This window comes from Coraliomargarita algicola (assembly GCF_033878955.1).
Taxonomy (GTDB): Bacteria; Verrucomicrobiota; Verrucomicrobiia; order Opitutales; family Coraliomargaritaceae; genus Thalassobacterium; species Thalassobacterium algicola.
The window spans coordinates 2,581,561-2,600,697 of the sequence record NZ_CP138858.1 but is presented as its reverse complement, the minus strand read 5'-3'; the positions used below and the strand labels follow the sequence as shown (position 1 = coordinate 2,600,697).

16 protein-coding genes are annotated in these 19,137 nt (G+C 52.4%); 8 read left to right on the top strand and 8 right to left on the bottom strand.

Annotated elements, in window-relative coordinates; all coding sequences use genetic code 11:
* Positions 1-16 precede the first annotated feature (16 nt).
* Positions 17-619, top strand: a complete 603-nt coding sequence (locus SH580_RS10475) for a thioredoxin family protein (RefSeq protein WP_319834927.1) — start codon at positions 17-19, stop codon at positions 617-619.
* Positions 620-639: 20 nt separating this feature from the next.
* On the opposite strand, the gene proC is transcribed toward SH580_RS10475, so the two are convergent.
* The 5 genes from proC to SH580_RS10450 all read right to left on the bottom strand — a co-directional run bounded on the left by proC (position 640) and on the right by SH580_RS10450 (position 5,495).
* Positions 640-1,446, bottom strand: coding sequence for a pyrroline-5-carboxylate reductase (gene proC, locus SH580_RS10470; RefSeq protein ID WP_319834926.1), 807 nt, complete (start codon positions 1,444-1,446; stop codon positions 640-642).
* Between the two features lie 19 nt (positions 1,447-1,465).
* Positions 1,466-2,578: a response regulator gene (locus SH580_RS10465; RefSeq protein ID WP_319834925.1), complete on the bottom strand. Its 1,113-nt coding sequence runs from the start codon at positions 2,576-2,578 to the stop codon at positions 1,466-1,468.
* A gap of 126 nt (positions 2,579-2,704) precedes the next feature.
* Positions 2,705-3,364: an RDD family protein gene (locus SH580_RS10460; RefSeq protein WP_319834924.1), complete on the bottom strand. Its 660-nt coding sequence runs from the start codon at positions 3,362-3,364 to the stop codon at positions 2,705-2,707.
* Complete coding sequence (gene folD, locus SH580_RS10455; RefSeq protein WP_319834923.1) at positions 3,361-4,236, bottom strand: bifunctional methylenetetrahydrofolate dehydrogenase/methenyltetrahydrofolate cyclohydrolase FolD; 876 nt, start codon at positions 4,234-4,236, stop codon at positions 3,361-3,363. Before folD ends, SH580_RS10460 begins: the two co-directional genes overlap by 4 nt.
* Positions 4,237-4,283: 47 nt before the next feature.
* Positions 4,284-5,495 carry a NupC/NupG family nucleoside CNT transporter gene (locus SH580_RS10450; RefSeq protein ID WP_319834922.1) on the bottom strand — a complete coding sequence of 404 codons (1,212 nt, stop codon included), beginning with the start codon at positions 5,493-5,495 and terminating at the stop codon, positions 4,284-4,286.
* A gap of 319 nt (positions 5,496-5,814) precedes the next feature.
* On the opposite strand from SH580_RS10450, the gene rpsL reads away from it, so the two are divergent.
* The 4 genes from rpsL to rpsJ all read left to right on the top strand — a co-directional run bounded on the left by rpsL (position 5,815) and on the right by rpsJ (position 9,312).
* Positions 5,815-6,195, top strand: coding sequence for a 30S ribosomal protein S12 (gene rpsL / locus SH580_RS10445; protein ID WP_319834921.1), 381 nt, complete (start codon positions 5,815-5,817; stop codon positions 6,193-6,195).
* Positions 6,196-6,265: 70 nt separating this feature from the next.
* Positions 6,266-6,739, top strand: a complete 474-nt coding sequence (rpsG, locus tag SH580_RS10440; protein ID WP_308949568.1) for a 30S ribosomal protein S7 — start codon at positions 6,266-6,268, stop codon at positions 6,737-6,739.
* A 50-nt stretch (positions 6,740-6,789) separates the two neighbouring features.
* Positions 6,790-8,937 (top strand): elongation factor G, encoded by a 2,148-nt coding sequence (gene fusA, locus SH580_RS10435; protein ID WP_319834920.1) that lies wholly within the window; start codon positions 6,790-6,792, stop codon positions 8,935-8,937.
* 66 nt (positions 8,938-9,003) lie between these two features.
* The gene (gene rpsJ / locus SH580_RS10430) at positions 9,004-9,312 is read left to right on the top strand and encodes a 30S ribosomal protein S10 (protein ID WP_308949566.1); all 309 of its coding nucleotides are present in this window, start codon (positions 9,004-9,006) and stop codon (positions 9,310-9,312) included.
* 81 nt (positions 9,313-9,393) lie between these two features.
* Here rpsJ and SH580_RS10425 read toward each other — a convergent pair whose 3' ends face one another.
* Both SH580_RS10425 and SH580_RS10420 read right to left on the bottom strand, forming a co-directional pair.
* A complete protein-coding gene (locus SH580_RS10425; RefSeq protein ID WP_319834919.1) occupies positions 9,394-9,603 on the bottom strand; it encodes a hypothetical protein in 210 nt (69 codons plus the stop codon).
* Positions 9,585-10,067, bottom strand: a complete 483-nt coding sequence (locus tag SH580_RS10420; RefSeq protein ID WP_319834918.1) for a phage regulatory CII family protein — start codon at positions 10,065-10,067, stop codon at positions 9,585-9,587. The genes SH580_RS10425 and SH580_RS10420 overlap by 19 nt, the downstream gene beginning before the upstream one ends.
* Before the next feature lie 112 nt (positions 10,068-10,179).
* Here SH580_RS10420 and SH580_RS10415 point away from each other — a divergent pair, with 112 nt between their 5' ends.
* From SH580_RS10415 to SH580_RS10405, 3 genes are all read left to right on the top strand, one after another.
* Entirely contained in the window at positions 10,180-10,851 is a 672-nt protein-coding gene (locus SH580_RS10415) for an OB-fold-containig protein (RefSeq protein WP_319834917.1), read from the top strand.
* 4 nt (positions 10,852-10,855) lie between these two features.
* Complete coding sequence (locus SH580_RS10410; protein WP_319834916.1) at positions 10,856-12,934, top strand: flotillin family protein; 2,079 nt, start codon at positions 10,856-10,858, stop codon at positions 12,932-12,934.
* Positions 12,935-13,026: 92 nt separating this feature from the next.
* Complete coding sequence (locus SH580_RS10405; RefSeq protein WP_319834915.1) at positions 13,027-18,291, top strand: DNA repair ATPase; 5,265 nt, start codon at positions 13,027-13,029, stop codon at positions 18,289-18,291.
* On the opposite strand, the gene SH580_RS10400 is transcribed toward SH580_RS10405, so the two are convergent.
* Positions 18,276-19,085 carry a M14 family metallopeptidase gene (locus tag SH580_RS10400; protein ID WP_319834914.1) on the bottom strand — a complete coding sequence of 270 codons (810 nt, stop codon included), beginning with the start codon at positions 19,083-19,085 and terminating at the stop codon, positions 18,276-18,278. The two genes, SH580_RS10405 and SH580_RS10400, sit on opposite strands and share 16 nt — an antisense overlap.
* Positions 19,086-19,137: the final 52 nt, after the last annotated feature.

The window sequence follows — 19,137 nt, the reverse complement described above, 5'->3', positions numbered from 1 at the left end:
AAAATTGAATCATATTATGAAAAACTATCTATCTGTTCTCTTGGCGACTTCTTTCGTTTTTGTATCCTCTTTGTCTGCGAGCGTTGAGACGGGCGCGAAAGCTCCTGATTTTACGCTGACCGATACGGTGGGCGCGACGCACAGCTTGTCGGATTTTGCGGGCAAATATGTGGTCCTAGAGTGGACGAACCGCTATTGTCCGTTTGTGATGAAGCACTATGGCGAGGGCGATATGCAGGCCTTGCAAAAGTCGATGACGGAAGATGGCGTGGTCTGGTTGCAAATCGTTTCTTCGGCAGAGGGCAAGCAGGGCTATGTGACTCCTGCTGAGGGCGAAGCATTACGTGAGTCCGAGGGGATGCATTCCACTGCGATGTTGCTGGACCCTTCCGGTGCGGTGGGGCGTCAATATGGCGCGCGTACCACTCCCCATATGTTTTTAATCGATCCGGAGGGCACTTTGCTTTACCAAGGGGCGATTGATAGCATCAAGTCGGCTCGTCAAAGTGATATCGCCAAGGCCAAAAATTATGTGAAGGCGGCCTATGCCAGTGCCAAGGCCGGGGAGCCGATCGAAGACGCGACGACAGTGCCGTATGGCTGCAGTGTGAAATACTAGGCTCTGCTGCTATTTCGCGACTATTCGGCGGCGAGTTCGAGTGAGCGTGCTTTGGCTGCGGCCAGGGCGCGCTCGACTAGACCGCGAAAGTCGCCTTCTTGAAAGACTTTGAGGGCGGCGGCGGTGGTGCCACCGGGGGAGGTGACCGCGTTGCGCAGAGCTTCGGGTGTCTCTTCGCTTTCGGCCAGCAGCATGGCGGCACCGAGTAGGGTGTCGATGGCGAGTGCGTCGGCCAGCCCTTCGTCCAGACCGCAGCTGACGCCTGCTTCGCGTAGTGCGGCAGCAAACTCGAAGACATAGGCGGGGCCACTGCCACTGAGTGCGGTGACGGCGTCGAGGTCGACTTCATCGACTTCGTGAAAATTACCCAAAGAGCTGAGGGTGTTCTCCACGATGCCGTTGTCTTTGTCTGAAAGTTCACGCAGGGGGGCAAAGGCTGTCACGCCTGCGCCGATTTGGCCGGGCGTGTTGGGCATAGTGCGCACGATGTTGCGGGCGTGGGCGAATTTCTCGCTCAAGCGCACGAGTGGTGTGCCCGCGAGGATGGAGAGTATGAGTTTGCCGCGAGCCGCTTCGGCGAGTTCGGGGCTGATGGCGGCGAACTGTTGTGGCTTACATGCAAGCACGACGGCCTCTGTTTCGTAGAGTGCGGGCGTGATATCTTTTAGAAACTGAATGCCGGTGGCCTCCGCGAGTGCGGGGCCGGTTGGGTCATCGCCACATGTGCAGGCGATTTCTTCGGGGGCGTAATGTTCTTTTTCGAGGAGGCCGCGGACGATGGCTGAGGCCATGCGGCCGGCTCCGATAAATGCGATACGAATTGGCATAAGTATTGTTCTAGCCTGCTTACAGAGGGTGGGTGAAGGTGGCGGTGACGCCGCCTTCGGGATTTTCTTTTAAATGGAGTTCGCCTTCGAGGTTGCGGATGGTGTGGCGTGCGATGGTGAGGCCCATGCCGCGTCCGACTGAAGTTTTGGTCGTAATGAAGGGCTCAAATAGTGTGTCGCTCACCTCGGGGGAGATGCCTGTGCCATGGTCGGTCACTTGTAGTTTTAGCATGGCGGGGCCACGTTCACGATCGATGCTGGCCTTTAAAATGATGCTGCGCTCTTCTGCGGGTGTGTTTTTGGGGTAGCTTTCCCATGCGTTAATCAGGAGCTTGCCCAAGATGATCTCGAAGGTTTCCGCGTTGGCCGAGATGTTGGTGTCGCTGTCGAGTGAGGATTCGATGGTGACCTGGCTTGGGACTTCATACTCTGTGCGGTAGCGCTCGACACTGCTTTCGATTAGATCCGAGGCGGAAAGTGTGGTGAGTTCGAGGCGTTCGTTGTTGGCGATGGTGCCGAGCTGGCGTATGATATTTACCATGCGGGTGATGGCATTATCCATCAGGCCGACGCTGTGTTTGACCATGTCGGGGCTGTCGTGACCGTTTTTAATCAGGTCGAGGTAGCCGACGACGACACCGAGCAGGTTGTTTAAGTTATGTGCGATGCCTTGGGTGATCGCGCCGACGGCCGCGGCTTTGCGTGCGTCGCCGAGGCGTACCTGTAGTTGGAGGTTTTCGCGAAACATTTCCTGTAGGCGCAGCTGTGTGCGCACGCGGGCGAGCGTTTCGTCGAGGTCGATCGGCTTGGTGATATAGTCGACAGCGCCCGCGTCCAGGCCTTCAAGTTTCCCTTCCTTGGAGGCTTTCGCGGTGATGAAAATGATGGGGATGGTCTCGGTGAGAGGGTTTGACTTGAGGCGTTGGCAGGTCTCGATGCCGTCCATCTCAGGCATCATAATGTCGAGCAGAATGAGGTCTGGCTTGGTTTCTGCGACGGTGCTTAAACATTCGCGCCCATTGTAGGCCACGTAGACATCCATGCCTTGGCGCTCTAGTTTGCGTTGGAGCAGCTTAATGTTGATCGGTTGGTCGTCGACGACGAGGATTTTGGGCTGTTGTTTTCTGATCAAAATGGCGCTGTTCTGAGTGTGGAGGATCTAAGATCAAGTAAAGTTTCTAATTCTGAGTCTAAATGTGATCTATAATTATGATTTTGGCAAAACAGAAAACGTAGGATGACGGATACGCAATGTGTCTTACTTTGAACTCTGCATATTTACGAGTTTTTCGTCGATAACAGCGGTGCGGCTCATTAAATCGTGCCCCATTTGGCGCCGTTTGTTGAAAAACAGGGTCGCGAGGGTGGCGATTAGGCCAAAGGGGAAGAATAGATAGAGTGTGAGAGTTTTTAGGCCGCCGCGAACGATGCCAGACATGATCGGGGGCGTGCTTAAAGTGACGGTGCTGACGCTGCGTATGCGACAGATCCGCTTGCCGAGTGAGCTGCCGGCGAAGAAGGCTTCTCCAATTGCGAAGTAGAGCCAAAAAGTGAGCATTTGTAGTTCGTTGGCAACCGCGAGGGCGCGGGTGAGATTTTTGCTCGGTTCCGGGATCGTCGCATCGGGCGTGCTGGCACGCTCGCTATACCAAGTCACGACGGCTTGTGTCCATTCGGATAGCTCGGTGAATGCCGCCGGGTGTGATTGAGGCAGCACGATTTTCCAGATAATGACAGAGGCCACTGCCGAGATTAGGATGAAGTCGAGTAGGAAGGCGAGGGCACGCAGGCGAACGCTGGCAGGCGGCATGGGGCCGTCTTTGCGGAAAATCGAGTCGAGCAGGTTGCCCGCGCTGGGAGCTTTGGGCTGGGAGCTTTCTTTCGCGTGCTCGTCTGGTTTGGGTTCGGGGGTGCTCATCCGGCTTGAGCAGCTTTGAATGCACGGAGTGTGTTGTGCATGAGCATGGCAACGGTCATTGGGCCGACGCCTCCGGGGACGGGAGTGATTTGTGAAGCTTTGGGGGCCACGGCATCGAATTCGACGTCGCCGACTAGGCGGTAGCCGCGCTTCTTGCTGCTGTCTTCGACGCGGTTGATGCCCACATCGATAACGGCTACGCCCTCCTTGACCATGTCGCCGGTAACGAAGTTGGCGCGTCCGATCGCAGCGATCAGTATGTCGGCTTGGCGTGTGATACCGGGGAGGTCTTGGGTGCGGGAGTGGCAGACGGTGACTGTGGCATTGCCGGGGAGTGCTTTGCGCATCATGAGTAGGGCTGCGGGCTTGCCTACGATTTGGCTGCGGCCGAGTACGACGACATGTTTGCCTTCGGTCTCGATGTCACTGCGTTGAATGAGTTCTACGATGCCAGCGGGGGTGCAGGCGACGAAGCCGCTGTCATCTTCTTGGCAGAGCTTGCCGATGTTCAGTGTGTTGAAGCCATCGACATCTTTGCTGGGGAGCACGCGGTTAAAAGTCTCTGTTTCGTCGATGTGTTTGGGCAGGGGCGCTTGGATTAGGATTCCGTTGATGTCGGCATCGGCGTTGAGGCTGTCGATTTGTGCAAACAGGGCTTCCTTGCTGACATCTTCGGGGAGCAGGTAAAGGCGACTTTCGATGCCAATGCGCTGGGCGGTCTTTTCTTTTTTGCGCACGTAGGAGACGGAGGCGGGGTCGTCGCCTACTCTGATGAAGGCCACTACGGGCTTTTTCCCTTGGATTTGGCTGACCTGAGTGGTCAGCTCTTCGATAATGGATTCTGCTATAGCGTTACCGTCGATGAGTTTCATGTGTCCAAACAACGCTAAGGCTAGTTGAATTGGCAACTCTGAAATGCTTACTGCACGAGCATTCCGGCGATTGCGCCGCTGGAGAAGTTGGCTAGCGAAGCTGCGAGCAGGGCGCGCATGCCGAGTTGTGCGATTTCGCTGCGACGTTGGGGGATTAGGCTGCCAAGCCCGCCTAGTAGGATGGCGATGGATGAAAAGTTGGCAAAGCCGCACAGTGCAAAGGTGAGTATCGCTTGGCTACGCAGGTTGAGTGTCTCTTTTATATTGGTAAATTCCAGGAATGCGACAAATTCGTTGAGCACGATTTTTTGGCCGATGATGGCGCCGCCCTGGATCGCGTGCTCCCATGGGATGCCTAAGATCCAGGCAAGTGGGCAGAAGGCGTAGCCTAGTAATAATTGTATGCTGAGGTTATCCAGTCCGAGACGGTCGCCGACGTTGCCAAGTATTCCATTGCTCAGGGCGATGAGTCCGACGAATGCGATTAGCATGGCGCCGACATTGAGTGCGAGCTTGAGACCGTCGCTGGCGCCTTGCGCCGCTGCGTCGAATACATTGACGGGGGCTCCGTCGATTGCCTCTGGCAGCTTTTCATTATTGGGCACTTCGGTTTCGGGCATGAGCAGTTTGGCAAAGAGTAGGCCTGCGGGGGCCGCCATGAAGCAGGCCGCCAGTAGGAATTCCAGGCTGACTCCCATGCTGGCGTAGCCGGCCATTACGCTGCCTGCGATTGAGGAGAGTCCGCCGACCATGATGGCAAAAAATTCCGACTTGGTCATGCGCGCCAGGTAGGGCTTGATGACGAGTGGTGCCTCAGTTTGTCCCACAAAAATATTGGCGGTCGCGCTGAGCGATTCCGCGCGACTGGTGCCGAGTAGCTTCTGGATGACGCCGCCCAATGAGGCGACGATGATGGGCATGACTCGTAAGAAGTAGAGTACGGAGATCAGCGATGAGAAAAATATGATCACTGGTAATACCGTGAAGGCGAAGAGGAAGCCTAGGTTGTGTTTGTGGCCGGCCAGTCCGCCGAATAGGAATTCAATGCCTACAAAGCCAAAGTTGATGACGTCGCCGACCATGACTGAAAGGACTTCAAGCCCGAATTTGCCCCATGGGGAATAGAGGACCAGCGCGCCGAAGCCGAATTGTATGACGATCGCTCCTAGGACTGTTCTCCAGTTGATGTTTTTACGAGCGCTGGAGCAAAGCCAGGCAAAGGCGATTAATAAACAGTATCCGAGTAGGCTAGTGAGCATGGGGCGAGATTGTGGGCCAGAGCTGTATTTGCAAGCCTGCGAGTTGAGTGGGCTGAGGCTGTTTGTGCGGTTGGCGCAGCTTGTTGGTGTTATTTGTTTGCGTTGCCATTCTCTCTGGGCGTTATCGCATTTGTCTGGCATCTAAGAGGGCAAAAATGTGCACCTCCTATTTATGTATAATCCACTGAGGCTCTGGAACCCGCATGGATAGTACGCTGGGCGTGATTTCGTTCCTCAAAAAAAATGCAAAAAGGTACTTGCACAGGAAAGGCCAAGCGCTACTTTCGCCGTCTTTCTCTAATTCCAGCGATCAATTTCAATGCCAACAATTAACCAACTAGTCCGCAACCCTCGTGTTGTTCAAAAGGTAAAATCCAAGTCTCGTCACCTGGACAAGAACCCATTTCGCCGTGGTGTCTGTGTTCAAGTTATGACTCGTACGCCTAAAAAGCCGAACTCTGCTATCCGTAAGGTGGCTAAGGTTCGTCTGACTAATGGCATCGAAGTGATTGCCTACATTCCTGATGAAGGTCACAACTTGCAGGAGCACAGTATCGTGCTGGTGCGTGGTGGTCGTGTGAAGGACCTTCCTGGTGTTCGCTATCACATCGTTCGTGGCACACTTGACTGTGTTGGAGTAGAGAAGCGTCGCCGTAGCCGTTCTAAGTATGGCGTGAAGCGTCCTAAGGAGGCTTCCTGAAGCCTGTTAAGTGCTTCTTAAATTAGGTGTTTCTTAATTCTGATTTCTTAAATCTTATTTCTTTCTTACTATGTCACGTCGTCGCCAAGCCGTAAAACGTCCTCTTATTCCAGATCCTCGCTATAATAGCACTCTGGTTGCCAATCTTGTGAATATGATCATGGAGCGTGGTAAGCGCACTGTGGCTCAAAAGATCGTTTACACCGCATTCCAGCGTGTCAGCGAGAAGCTCGAAAAGGGCGATCCAGTCGATCTGGTTATGGGTGCACTTGAGAACTCACGTCCTAAGCTTGAAGTGAAGAGCCGTCGTGTCGGTGGTGCTACGTATCAAGTGCCCGTCGAAATCTCTTTCGAGCGTCAGCAAGCACTTGCTTTCCGTTGGATGGTCAATGCGGCTCGTAGCCGTAAGGGCGTTCCTATGAATGAGGCTTTGGCTGATGAAATTATCGACGCTTATAACAATACGGGTGGCGTTGTTAAGAAGAAGGAAGAAGTGCACCGCATGGCTCAAGCGAATCGTGCCTTCGCACACTTGCGCTGGTAGTCCGCGGACTCACCTCGCATTCCCCGTTCTTTTCCAGTCGAATCTCTTCTATGTCCGCTACTAGTACAGCGTCCGCTAACTCGCCGAAGCGTAAGTTCCCCTTGGAGCATACGCGTAATATTGGCATAGCTGCGCATATCGATGCGGGCAAGACGACGACGACGGAAAGAATTTTATTTTACGCAGGTGTCGTCCATAAAATGGGCGAAGTCCATGAAGGTAGCGCGGTTACCGACTGGATGGAGCAGGAGCGCGAACGTGGCATCACGATCACTTCGGCCGCGATTACTTGCAATTGGACCAATCAAGAGGGTCCGTTCGCCGGGATCTGTAATAAGATCAATATCATCGACACTCCCGGTCACGTCGATTTTACGGCCGAAGTCGAGCGCTCATTGCGAGTGCTGGATGGCACTATCGGTGTTTTTTGTGCCGTTGCTGGTGTGCAACCACAGTCCGAAACGGTCTGGCGGCAAATGACGAAGTATCATGTCCCGCGCATCGCATTTGTGAATAAGATGGATCGCGTGGGGGCAGATTTTTTTGCTGCGATCGAATCCATGCGTGAGCGCCTCGCGGCAAACGCCCATCCAATCTTTTTGCCGATCGGTTCGGAAGAAGATTTTATAGGTCTGATTGATCTGGCATCGATGAATGCCCGCATCTACGACGCGGCAGACCCTAGCGGGATGACCTTTGATGTGACGGAGATTCCAGCCGATTACGTCGATCAAGCCAATGAGTATCGCGAGAAGCTGATCGAAGCCCTTGCCGATTTTGATGACGCGCTGGCTGATAAATACCTCGAAGGTGAAGAACTTTCTGCAGACGATATTCGTGCTGCCATTCGTGCCGCCACGATTTCGCTGGGCTTCTGTGGAGTGATTCCTGGCAGTGCCTTTAAGAACAAGGGGGTGCAAGCGGTTCTCGAATCCGTTGTCAACTATTTGCCATGCCCGCTTGATTTGCCACCGATGAAGGGGGAGACCGAGCAAGGACGCGATCTCGAAGTCGCCCCCGACGATAACGCTCAATTTGCCGGACTTGCTTTTAAGCTGATGAATGACGGCTATGTGGGTAAGCTCGTTTTTATGCGGGTTTATTCAGGCACACTTGCGAAAGGCACTGCCCTTTACAATCCGCGCACGGGTAAAACCGAGCGAATTTCGCGACTGCTGGTCATGAAGGCAGATTCCCGTGAAGACATTGATGTGGCTTACTCGGGGGATATTTGCGCGATCGTCGGTGCGCGCGATGTCGTTACGGGCGATACATTGTGTGCTAAGGGATTTGATGTGCGCCTTGAGCCACCCACATTTCCAGAGCCGGTGATCTCGATGTCCATCGAGCCGAAGACTACCGCCGATCAAGAAAAGATGGCGACCGGTTTGCAGCGCCTGTCCGAAGAAGATCCTACCTTTGTGGTGAGTTCGGATGAAGAAACCGGTCAGACTATCATTGCCGGCATGGGCGAACTGCACCTCGAAATCATTAAGGATCGTCTCTTCCGTGAGTTTAAAGTCGGCGCTGAAGCCGGCCGTCCGCAGATCGCCTATCGTGAAACAGTTACCATGGCATCTGAGGGTGAGGGTAAGTTTGTGCGCCAAACCGGTGGAAGTGGTCAGTATGGTCACGCACGCATTAAGCTGGAGCCACTGGAGCGCGGAGCTGGAATTGAAATCGTAGATAAGACGGTCGGTGGCGTGATTCCCAAGGAATTTATCAAGCCCACCTTGGATGGCATACGCGAAGCCGCCAACAATGGTTCCGTCTGCGGTTATCCCGTTGTTGATTTCAAGGTCACACTCTTTGATGGCTCCTTTCATGAGGTCGACTCCTCGGAGATGTCGTTCAAAATGGCCGGTATCTTTGCATTCCGTGATGCTATGGAAAAGGCCGGTCCGCAATTGCTGGAGCCGATGATGAAGGTCGAGGTGGAGACGCCCGACGAGTATCAGGGCGATATCATGGGAGATTTGAACCGTCGCCGTGGTCAGATCCAGAATGTGGTGGGCAAGACTGCGTTTGTTACAATCGCTGCTCTGGTGCCCTTGCAGGAAATGTTCGGATACGCCACTGTTGTGCGTTCACTCAGTAAGGGGCGTGCCTCTTATAGTATGCAGCCTGAGTCCTTCGAGGCGGTTCCACAAAACGTTCTCAATAAAATTTTAGAAACCTCGACTCGCGGCCGTTACTAGAGCGAGACCAGCGAGTTCAGTAAAACGAATTTTTAAACCAACAACTTAACCAAACAAATATATAATATGAGCACACCACGTATCCGTATTCGCCTCAAAGGCTTTGATTATCGCGTAATTGACCAGTCCGCTGCGGACATCGTCGAAACAGCTAAGCGTTCCGGCGCTCGCGTTGCTGGCCCTGTGCCCCTTCCTACTAAAATCGAAAAGTTCACTGTGAATCGTTCCGTTCACGTTAATAAGAAGTCGATGGATCAGTTCGAAGTTCGCACACACAAGCGTTTGATCGACATCGTCGAGCCGACTGCAGCCACAGTGGACGAGCTCAAGAAGCTCAACCTCCCTGCTGGTGTTGATATTTCTATCAACGTCTAAGCATTTTTTTAGGTAGCCCCAATCTTAGGATTGGTGAGTGTTTTAGAGCCCCGCAGCTGCAAAGTTGCGGGGCTTTTATGTTTATCTGTTTCTTGGGTCTTTCAGGCTGAGATATTGACCGATGATTTTTCGTTTAAATGTAGCGGAATCGCGAAGCGATTTCGACTTGCGGCAGCGCGACATCACTCGCTCGAAACGGCTTTGCCGATCCGCTACACTCGCAGAGATTTTATCAGCTTTTTCTGAATATAATTCTATTTTTGAGAAACGCTCTAACTGCTCTGCTGCCACTGTTTTTCGATTTCCTTCATTTTATCGAAGTCGCCGCGTTCGCAGGCATTTACAAAGCCGTCGGCAAAGGACTTTAAGGTGTCCCAGCGCTGCCGTATGTCGGCCGCTTCTTCGCGGGTGATTCTCTCGTCGAGTCCTGCGTGGGCGATGGCTCCCAGTAGGGAGGCGAATTGGCTGACCATTTCGTGCGTGGCGGGGTTGAGTGCATCGAGCTCAGAGTGCACCACTTTATTCGGTACGAAGTAGCCGTCAGCCTGAGCGGCGAGCCATTTGATCAGTTGGTTATCGCTGCAGGCCTGGTTGAGGGCGCAGACTCTGTCTAGCGGATTTTTGGAGCCGCTCTGAGACTCGCCCACCGGTTGTGACCATTTGTAGATGAGCGATTGCGAAATGCCGAGCTCGGCGGCGAGCGCCTTGGGGGAGCTGTTGGCAAAGCAAGTTTTGATGATTTCGTGAGATTGCACGCTTAAGGATTTCGAGGTTTTTGCTTATTTAGGCAAGGTGATTGTATAAAATCGCTCGCTTATTGTAATATATCTTCTCAGATTTCGTGTTATCATTCTGCCCTGAAATTGCATGATTGAAGAATTGTTTACTGAAGCCCTACGTTGGTATAATTTGCCATGGACCCTAATGTTGGTCCTGGTATTGTTGTACTGGCTCATTGCGGTTTTTGGGATCGTGGATTTGGATTTCCTTGGGTTCGACCTGGATGTCGATGCGGATGTCGACGTAGACGCGGACGTGGATGTGGATGCCAATCCCGGTGCGGGGGCATTAGCGGGTGTCATGGAGTTTATTCATTTGGGGAGTTTGCCCTTGATGGTGGTGGTGTCTGGGCTGGTGATTTGTGCTTGGGCGATGGCTTTAATTGGTAACTTTTATCTTAACTCCGGTAATTCTGGAGTGATTGGTTTCGCCGTTTCTTTTGCAGTCGCGATTCCTGGATTGATTATTTCGTCACTGGCTTTGTGGCCGGTGGCGGTATTCTACAAACGCCTCGAGGATAAGACTGATGGTAATCTCACGATGATTGGCCGCACCTGCCGTGTGCGCTCAGATCGTGTGGACGCTCATTTTGGACAAGCGGAAGTCAGCACCCCGGAGGGGCCCTTGGTCATCAATGTACGCTCAGCCTCCGAATCCGGGCCGCTGCTAGCGGGAGATTCCGCTTTAATCATCAGTGAGGATTCACAGCACATGCTTTATACAGTCAGGAAAATAACCAACGAATTAACCAAGATCTAAAAAAATGAATATATTATACTCACTTGCTATTATTGAATCTGTGGGACTCACAGTGTTGCTGGGGATTGCTGCGGCGATTGTGGGCCTGTTGGTCACACTGATTAAAATGTACCGTAAGGTGGATCAAGGCTATGCGCTGGTGCGTAATGGCTTTGGTGGCACACAGGTCTCGTTTGCGGGTATGGTGAGTGTGCCGGTCCTGCACAAATTGGAGATCATGGATTTGCGGGTGCAGCACTTGCCCTTGGATCGCCGTGGTAAGGACGGCCTGATTTGCCAAGATAACGTGCGAGCGGATATCAGTGTGGGCTTCTATGTGCGGGTGAACCCACACGAGAACGATGTCAAAGCGGTCGCGAAGGCCGTCGGTTGTGAGCGTGCATCGGATCTGGATAAGATTCGCGAGCTATTTGATGCGAAGTTCTCGGAGGCTTTAAAGACTGCGGGTAAGCAGTTCGACTTTGAGAGTCTTTACACCGATCGCATTGATTTTCGTAATAAGATCATCGAAGTCATTGGGCAGGATTTGAATGGTTATGCGCTGGAAGACGTGGCCATTGACTACCTCGAGCAAACGCCACTGGAGGCATTGAATCCTGATAACATTTTAGACTCTGAGGGTATCAAGAAGATTGCTGAGCGTACCGCGACGCAAGCAATTCTGGAGAATGAGATCGCCAATCGCCGCATCCAAACCATCAAGCAAAACGATGTGCAGCGTATCGAAGCCGTGTTGGAGATGGAGAAGCAACAGGCGGAAGCGGAAGAGAAGCAGAAGCGTGAGATCGCGGTGATCCGCTCTCGTGAAGAGGCGGAGGCGAAGCGTGTCTCCGAAGAGCAACGTTTACGCGCCGAGCAGGCCCGGATCAATACCGAGGAGGAATTACAAATCGCGCAACAGAATATGGAGCGCCAAGTGATTGTCGCAGAAAAGAATAAGCAAAAGACGGAAGCGGTTGAAACAGAGCGTGTTGAGCGCGACCGCCAGCTTGAAGTGGTGGAGCGTGATAAGGTCACCACCTTGGCAGACATCGAAAAGACCAAAGCCGTCGAAATCGAGAAACGTAATATTCAGGATGTGATCAAGGAGCGCGTGATGGTTGAAAAGACCGTCGTGGTCGAGCAGGAGAAGATTAAGGATACGGAAGCCTTTGCTACAGCCGATCGTCAGAAGCGGGTGTCGATTACCGATGCGGAAGAAAAGGCCGAGCGTGAGAAGCTCACTCGCTTAAAGGATGCTGAGGCCAGCCAAGAGGCAGAGAAGCTAAAGGCCGACGAAGAGTTTTATAAGCAAGTGCGCAAGGCGGAGTCCAGTAAGCGTGCGACTGAGTTGTCCTCCGAGGAAATCGTGATTGCCGCAGAAGCAGAAGAAGCGGCATCGGTGAAGCAAGCTTTGGCGAAGAAGCATTTGGCTGAAGGTGTTGCCGCTGAGACGGCAGCACAAGGTTTGGGTGAAGCCAAAGTGATGGAAGCCAAAGCCACTGCAAGCCTGAGACAGGGCGAGGCGGACGCGAAGACCTCTGAACTCAAGTTTGAAGCAGATGCGAAGGGCATCACTGAAAAGGCTGCTGCGATGAAACTCTTCAACGAGGCCGGTAAGGAGCACGAAGAGTTTAAGCTACGCCTTGAAAAAGATAAGGAGATCGAACTTGAGAGCATTCGCGTCAACGAAGAGATCGCACGCCATCAGGCTCAGGTGCTTTCCGAGTCGCTTAAGAATACCAAGGTCGACATCGTGGGCGGTAGCACTGAATTCTATAATGACATCATTGGTGCCGTCACCCGTGGTAAGTCTTTTGAGCGCACCTTAAGCAGTAGTCCCGCGCTAACTGATGTGAAGGAGACCTTCTTCAATGGAGATCCGGAATACTTCAGAGCGCAGGTTTCGAACTGGCTCAAGGATTTTAATATCGATGTGGCTACGGTGAAGGATCTGTCTGTGGCGAATCTGATGTTGAAACTCGCTTCAGAGACCAATGACCAGGATAAGCTAAGTCGCATTCGCGGACTCGCAGGTTTGGCCGAGAAGTTTGGTTTGGCCAACGAGAGTGTTCAGAAATTTCTGATGCTTGGTCAGAAGTAGTCGCTTGCATTCTCCAGGCGTAGCGGGCAGCGATACCAAACTGGTGTCGCTGCCGGACGCCGCAAAACTTTAAAACAGCTAGTAGATCCACTATGGAAAGTCAAAATCCAGCGGCAGGGCAAAAACTCGAGGGGGGCGCTTATGAGGTCATACGCAATCGCTTGACGACTCAAAGTGCGGAGCTACTGCAGCGCGTGCAGCAGCTCGATGGTGAGCGTAAAACTGTGTTCGGTGCGGTGGATACTCATTTACTGGCGACGGATCGTATCCAGACCAGTAATAACTGTATTCCGCGTGGAATGATCGCACTGCCGGGCGGACGTTTCATTTTTGGCTACAATGTGCACATGGGCCTGAAGTCACAGGTGGAGGTGACGGATGTGTTCGCCAAATTTCGCTATGATGTCTCCGACCATTCCTTTCACGAGGAGCCGCTGAATGCCCTCGAGTCCAGCGAGTTTCAGGCCGATTTTCAATATCTCTACAAATACTACAAAAACACCTTCTTCGCGAAGTTCATGATTGTTGGTCCGCACCTGTTGATGGTGTTTCAGATTAGCGATGACCTACGGGATATTAAAGTATTCAAATGGTTAATTCAGGGAGAGCAGCTGACCTATCTGGGGAATCGCTTCGAGCAAGAGTATGTGTTCCCCGACCAGCATTCGTTTGAATGGACGCGCGCGCATCGTGATCTGCACCGGACCGGAACTTTTCCGCATGTATCGATCGAGGATCGTTTGTTCGTGGAAACCATCGGCGGCGATTTGACCATTAAGATCGAGGACAATACGGACAGCGGGGAAGGGATTTACACCGAGCCGGTGGACAATCCCGATCAGACACTCGATGATGCCGACATCCACTATGCCAGTGTGGGCAGTCTGATCTTTTTGCGAATCAAGCCTTATCAAGAGAAGCAGACGCGTTATTTTATTTATAATGAGAAGGTGAAGGAGGTGAAGCGTGTCGATTCGGTGGCGCATTCGTGTGTGATGCTTCCAGAAGATCACGGCGTGATTTTTGCCGATGGCTATTATCTCCACAATGGCGACTTTAAACGCTTTAGTCATGTCGCTGGCGAAATGACATTTGAGCGTGTTTTAAAAGCACCGAATGGCGAAGACTTTCTGTATGTATTTTATCAGCAAAGTGAGGGACTGTATCAGCTGCTTTCATACAATCTAATTGCGCAGAAAGTGGAGAGTCCGATTGAAGCGCATGGCTATAGTATCTTTGAGAATGGTTCCTTGATTTATTTTAAGGCGCATGACGAGCCACAAAAGCATCATACCTTACAAATCTGGCAGACGCCCTATGCTGCGGAGGAAGTTTCGGTGGAGGCCAATAGCGATAGCTATCTGTTTAAGATTGGCAATGCGAGTATCGTGCGCTGCATCGCCGAGTGCCATAGTATCTACAACTTATTGCAGAAGGAGGATGCATATGAGGGCCTGTATCTCGACTTAGTCAAAGACTGTGTGGCCACCATCGATAGTTACTTCTGGTTGGGCTCCGAGGATGCCTTTAACTTGAAAGCGACCTTGTCGCAGATTCGGGATACTGGCCAGGCGGCGATTGCGGAGTTTGAAAAAGTGCAGCGTATCCGCAAATCGACGCTGACACAGACTCGGGCTGTTCAGACACAGGCGCGTAAGTTGTTTACGGAATTGGCTGGTGCACAGCCTGATGATGTCCGTGTGTTTGTCGATTACTTGGCGAGCTTGCGGCGTTTGCGTGGCGAAGTGATCGGATTGCGGGACTTGAAATATGTCGACCTTACACTCTGCGATGAACTTGAGCAAGGTGTGGCGACGCAAATCGATTCACTGGCGCAGGCGACGGTCGAATTTTTACTGCAAGCGCAAGCGCTCGTTCCTTATCAGCAGCAGCTTCAGGAGGTAGAGGCTGCGATGCCTGAAATCAAAACTGCAGCTATGGCTAAAGAGCTGCTAGCCGAGTTGGATGCTACGGGGGCACAGCTGGAGATGCTGATTGAAATGGTCTCGAATTTGAAGATCGAGGATGCGACCGAAACGACCCGCATTATCGATGCGATTTCGGATTTATTCACCGAACTGAATCGTTTGAAGGCAGAAGTGAAACGCTCGCGTCAGGAGTTGATGCGCAAGGAAGGATCCGCACAGTTTCAAGCGCAGATTAAGTTGTTGGAGCAATCGGTGGCCAATTATTTGGACATCGCTGACGAGCCTGAGCGTTGTGATGAATTTTTGACGAAGGCAGTCGTGCAGTTGGAAGAGCTGGAGGGGAAGTATGCAGAATTCGATGAGTTTATCGAGATCCTGTCTGACAAGCGCTCCGAGCTCTATAACACTTTTGAATCTAAGAAGGCGAGCTTGCAGGAAGTGCGCAATCGTCGAGTCAGTAAGCTCGTGCAATCGGCGCAGCGCATTCTCAACGGTATTGAAAATCGTTCGAAAGCCCTGAAGGAAATTAACGATATCAACGGCTATTTTGCATCGGACTTAATGGTTGATAAAGTGCGGGACTTAGTTGAAGAGCTGAAAACGCTGGGCGAAGGCATGAAGGGCGACGAGTTGTTGACCCGTTTGAAAACCATTCAGGGCGACGCGGTGCGGCAGCTCAAAGATAAACAAGAGCTCTTTGTTGATGGTGAAAACTTAATTAAATTTGGGCGCCACGCTTTCACGGTGAACTCGCAGGCCTTGGAGTTGACGTCGGTGCTGCGCGACGGCGATTTATATACGCACCTCTCAGGTACCCAGTTTTATGAAAAGGTGGAAGACCCGGAATTGTTAGAGACCAAGCCTGCCTGGAAGATGCATTGCTGCTCTGAGAATGATCATGTCTACCGTGCGGAGGACCTCGCGTATAAGTATTTGGAATCGCAAGGCGCGGAGGATTATTTGCAGCTCACAGACGAGGAGCGTCTAGAGTCCATACGTGAATTTATGGCACCTCGCTATCAGGAGTCTTACACGAAAGGAGTGCATGATTTTGATGCCCGTGTGATACTGGACCAACTCGCTGAGACGCACTCTAAGATCGGTCTGTTACGTTATAGTCCCGAGGTGCGTGCCTGTGCTTTAGTCTTTTGGCATAGCCAGGCAGGACAAGCGCTGACGAATCATTTGCGCGAACGCATCGACGCTTTTGGGCAAATGTTGCGCGTCTTTCCCAATCATCATACCCAGCGAAATTACATCGAGGAATTGAGTGATGCGATCGGCGCTTTTGCTCAGGATACGGCCTTCTTTGAGTCGATTGATCGCCATGCCGCGGGAGCGTATCTGTTTTACGAGATTGTGCAGGATGCCGATCTTTATTGCAGTAAAGAAGCGGCGGATTTGATCGATCGTTTCCAGCGGGAATTGTTGTCCAAGCGCTTTGACGCTGCATTTAAGGAGGCGGTGCAAGCGGTGAGCTCGGATGTGTTGAGTGAGTATCGTGTGATTTATGATTGGTTGGAGGGCTACGCGGTTACGCATGCGCTCGACCCTGAGTTACGCACCTTCTTGCCCGAGTCTGCGGCACATTTGCTACGTGGCGGGCTCGAACGGCGCAAGATTCTGAATGTGCCGATCAAGTACGAGCTTGCGGGCCTGAAGGGGGACCATCGGGTCATTGAAGACGGGGGGCTGTATCACTTTAATTATTTGGATCTGATGCAGCGTATGCAGCGTTTCGAGTCGGGCGACCAGGCGCTGTTTCTTCGTTATGAACGTCGCAAGAAGGCCTTGTTGATTGAGAATGAGGCCTCGCTACGATTGAATGAGTTTAAGCCACAGGTGTTGAGTGCCTTTGTTCGAAATCGTTTGTTGGATGAGGTTTACCTGCCGTTGATCGGTGATAATTTTGCGAAGCAAATCGGTAGTGCCGGTGAGGATACCAGGACCGACCGCATGGGCTTGCTCTTGCTTATTTCGCCGCCGGGCTATGGTAAGACTACTTTGATGGAGTATGTGGCGAATCGCCTGGGCATTACCTTTGTCAAAGTGAATGGGCCCTCGCTCGGGCATGAGGTGACATCACTTGATCCGGCGCAGTGTCCTAATCTTGCGGCGCGTCAGGAAGTTGAGAAAATTAATTTGGCCTTCGAAATGGGCGATAATGTTCTCATCTATCTCGACGATATTCAGCATACCAATCCCGAGTTCTTGCAGAAGTTTATCTCGCTCTGCGACGGCACGCGCCGCATCGAAGGTGTGTATAAAGGGAAGTCGCGCACCTATGATTTTCGCGGGCGTAAAGTCGCTGTAGTTATGGCGGGCAATCCTTATACCGAGGCGGGGGGGAAGTTTCAGATTCCTGATATGTTGGCGAATCGTGCCGACACTTATAACCTGGGAGATATCATTGGTGAGAATAGTCAATACTTCGAGGCCTCGTATATCGAGAACTCACTGACTTCGAATCGGACCTTAGGGATTCTTGCAGGTAAGGATCGTAAGGATGTGTATGCTGTAATGCAAATTGCTGAGACGGGACAACGTGAAGGTGTCACCTTTGAATCCTCTTATTCCATGGAGGAGATCAATGACATGGTCGCGGTGATGAAGATGATGATGCGGGTGCGCGATACGATTCTACGCGTGAACTTGGAATACGTCCGTTCGGCTGCGCAGGCAGATGATTATCGCACCGAGCCTTCCTTTAAGTTGCAGGGTTCCTATCGTAATATGAATCGGATCGCTGAAAAGCTTTTGCCGATCATGACCGACGAAGAGGTGGAACAACTCATTGTCGATCACTACACGGGAGAGGCACAAACTCTGACTGACGGAGCGGAAGCGAATCTACTCAAATTTAAGGAGATTGAAGGCAAGCTTTCCGAACAGGAACGTGCACGTTGGGATGAGATTAAGAAGCGCTTCAATCGTAAAAAGCTATTAGGTGGCAGCGAGGGCGACCCCATCAATCGTGTGGTGGCGCAATTGTCCGACTTCAAAGAGGGGCTGGATGGAATCGGACAAGCGCTTGTCTCCGGGCGAGCGGATGCGCAGAATGGTATCGGCGCGGCGATCCAGCAGCTCGCGACAGTCGTTCAAGATCAAGGCGCGTTATCTGCCGAGCGTGTGCGTGCCCAGCGATCAGACTTCGAGCAGTTCGGTGCCGATAATTTGCCTCAGTTGTTAGCAGCATTGCAAGGCATCAGCGCGCACTTGCAGCAGTCCAATGGACAGAGTCGCGAGCTCAGCCAAGCCATCCGCGAAGCAGTCGTGCCACAGCGTGAGCAAATACTCGAGCTAAGCGAAACCAGTAAGCAAGAAGTCGCCTTCAGTCTGGATGAGTCTTCGTTACGTGTTCTGAATACCTTGATCAGTTCAATCGATTCTTTGCTGAGTCGAATCAGTGTGAATCATAATGGCGAGTAAACGCTTGAATTATGCTCTGTTTCGATGGCTGCCAAAACGGCGGCTTTGAGCGTGTCGACACGCTTGCGGAACTCCATGGCGGACGGGGTTTCGAGGGTGTAGTTACTGCCGCCGAAGCTTGCTTGTAGGCAAAGCGCTTCGGGCTGGCCTTCTTCGAGTTGTAGTTCGACTTCGATGCGTATGATTCCGTCCTTAGCAGGGTAGCCATCGATCTCGGTCGCGGTTTCGGTGGGCAGGTGTTTTTCTGTGGCGGCTAAGATGCGCTGTGCGAGGCTGAGTTGTGGGCGGCCTGTCTCGGGATGACTGCTGTGGCGGGGGAGTTGGATTTCGTAGAGGTAGAAGCCTTGGCTTTCCCAGTCTTCGTGTAGATGGATGGCACAGTCGAGCTGGGAGATGTGGGCCTGTATCCACGCTGCGTGTTGGCGGGTTTCTTGCGAGACGAAGTCGCGGTAGTCGCGGTTGAGGTCGATGCCGTCGGGGTTTTCGCGGGTGCCGTTGGCCAGTCCCGCGGGATTTAAGAGAGGACAAATGTAGTAGTGATGTGCGTGGGGGAGGGCGTTACTTTGCAATAGTTCGAGCATTGCCTGAGAAGTGGCGGGCTCGTCGCCGTGGATGCCGGCAGAGAGATATATGTGCTGACTATTCGGTGCAGGGACCATGGGCGCACGCGTCATGCCGAGTAGGGGCCATTGCTTTTCCAGGCCGACCTGTCCGAAGTGCGTGACTTGGAAGCCCGCAGCTTCGCCGGCGGCTTGGAGTTGCTTAACGAGAGTGGCCACTGAGCTTGTCATCATCGCGATATATCTAGTGGATAAAGCCTGAAAGACATAACGGTTCTCGGTGTCA

Coding starts and splice junctions, on each gene's coding strand:
- SH580_RS10400 (WP_319834914.1), bottom strand. CDS start 19,085: ATGATGACAAGCTCAGTGGCCACTCTCGTTAAGCAACTCCAAGCCGCC.
- proC (WP_319834926.1), bottom strand. CDS start 1,446: ATGCCAATTCGTATCGCATTTATCGGAGCCGGCCGCATGGCCTCAGCC.
- SH580_RS10415 (WP_319834917.1), top strand. CDS start 10,180: ATGATTGAAGAATTGTTTACTGAAGCCCTACGTTGGTATAATTTGCCA.
- SH580_RS10475 (WP_319834927.1), top strand. CDS start 17: ATGAAAAACTATCTATCTGTTCTCTTGGCGACTTCTTTCGTTTTTGTA.
- rpsJ (WP_308949566.1), top strand. CDS start 9,004: ATGAGCACACCACGTATCCGTATTCGCCTCAAAGGCTTTGATTATCGC.
- SH580_RS10405 (WP_319834915.1), top strand. CDS start 13,027: ATGGAAAGTCAAAATCCAGCGGCAGGGCAAAAACTCGAGGGGGGCGCT.
- SH580_RS10450 (WP_319834922.1), bottom strand. CDS start 5,495: ATGCTCACTAGCCTACTCGGATACTGTTTATTAATCGCCTTTGCCTGG.
- rpsG (WP_308949568.1), top strand. CDS start 6,266: ATGTCACGTCGTCGCCAAGCCGTAAAACGTCCTCTTATTCCAGATCCT.
- SH580_RS10460 (WP_319834924.1), bottom strand. CDS start 3,364: ATGAGCACCCCCGAACCCAAACCAGACGAGCACGCGAAAGAAAGCTCC.
- SH580_RS10410 (WP_319834916.1), top strand. CDS start 10,856: ATGAATATATTATACTCACTTGCTATTATTGAATCTGTGGGACTCACA.
- fusA (WP_319834920.1), top strand. CDS start 6,790: ATGTCCGCTACTAGTACAGCGTCCGCTAACTCGCCGAAGCGTAAGTTC.
- folD (WP_319834923.1), bottom strand. CDS start 4,236: ATGAAACTCATCGACGGTAACGCTATAGCAGAATCCATTATCGAAGAG.
- rpsL (WP_319834921.1), top strand. CDS start 5,815: ATGCCAACAATTAACCAACTAGTCCGCAACCCTCGTGTTGTTCAAAAG.